At 65.0% G+C, this 626-nt stretch carries 1 protein-coding gene; it reads right to left on the reverse strand.

The window, feature by feature from the left end; translation table 11 throughout:
* On the reverse strand, window positions 1–626 hold a 626-nt coding region (locus AC4FS3_RS28980), incomplete at both ends, for an acyl-CoA carboxylase biotin carboxyl carrier protein subunit (protein ID WP_491023416.1).

Here is a 626-nt window from a genome sequence, read left to right on the forward strand (position 1 = left end):
GGCCTTGCAGGCCACCTCGCCGATCGTTCCAGGGCCGATGGCCGCAAGGCGATGCACCATCTTCATCGCCTCCAGGACAACGACGACATCGCCTGCTTCAACCTTGTCGCCGGGCGTCACCGGCACCTCGACGACGAGACCGGGAATCGGCGCGACGATATCCGAACCGGCTCGGCCATCGGGCCCGCCAGAGCCCGCCTGGTTTGCAGCTTCAACGACCCGCAGGTTTCGTTGCGCCATGCCGTTGCGGATTTCATACTTGGCATCGGCCCGATCGACATCGACCGAGAACGCCCTATCGCCGGCACGCAGCAGAATCCGCCCGCCGTCCCGACGTGCTTCGAAGGCTTCGTCTTCGCCTGCGAACTCGACGCGGTATTCGCCTTTCCGCCCGTGCACGACAACGCGGTGGTTCTCGCCGGCATCGTCCTTGACGTTCGTGACGAGGTAGGACTTGCTGCCTGCCCGCTCCAGCAGGCGCCAGCCTGCAAGAGTTCCCCATGGGTCTTCGCCGTGTCGGGTCTTGAGCGTATCCTCCGCCGCAAAGGTCTCGGCCACAGCCGCAGCCACCAGCGTGTTCTGCAGTTCCTCTGCCGGAACGGCATCCTCCCATGGCCGGAAGGAAT

The organism is Pseudogemmobacter sp. TB195 (genome assembly GCF_058313095.1).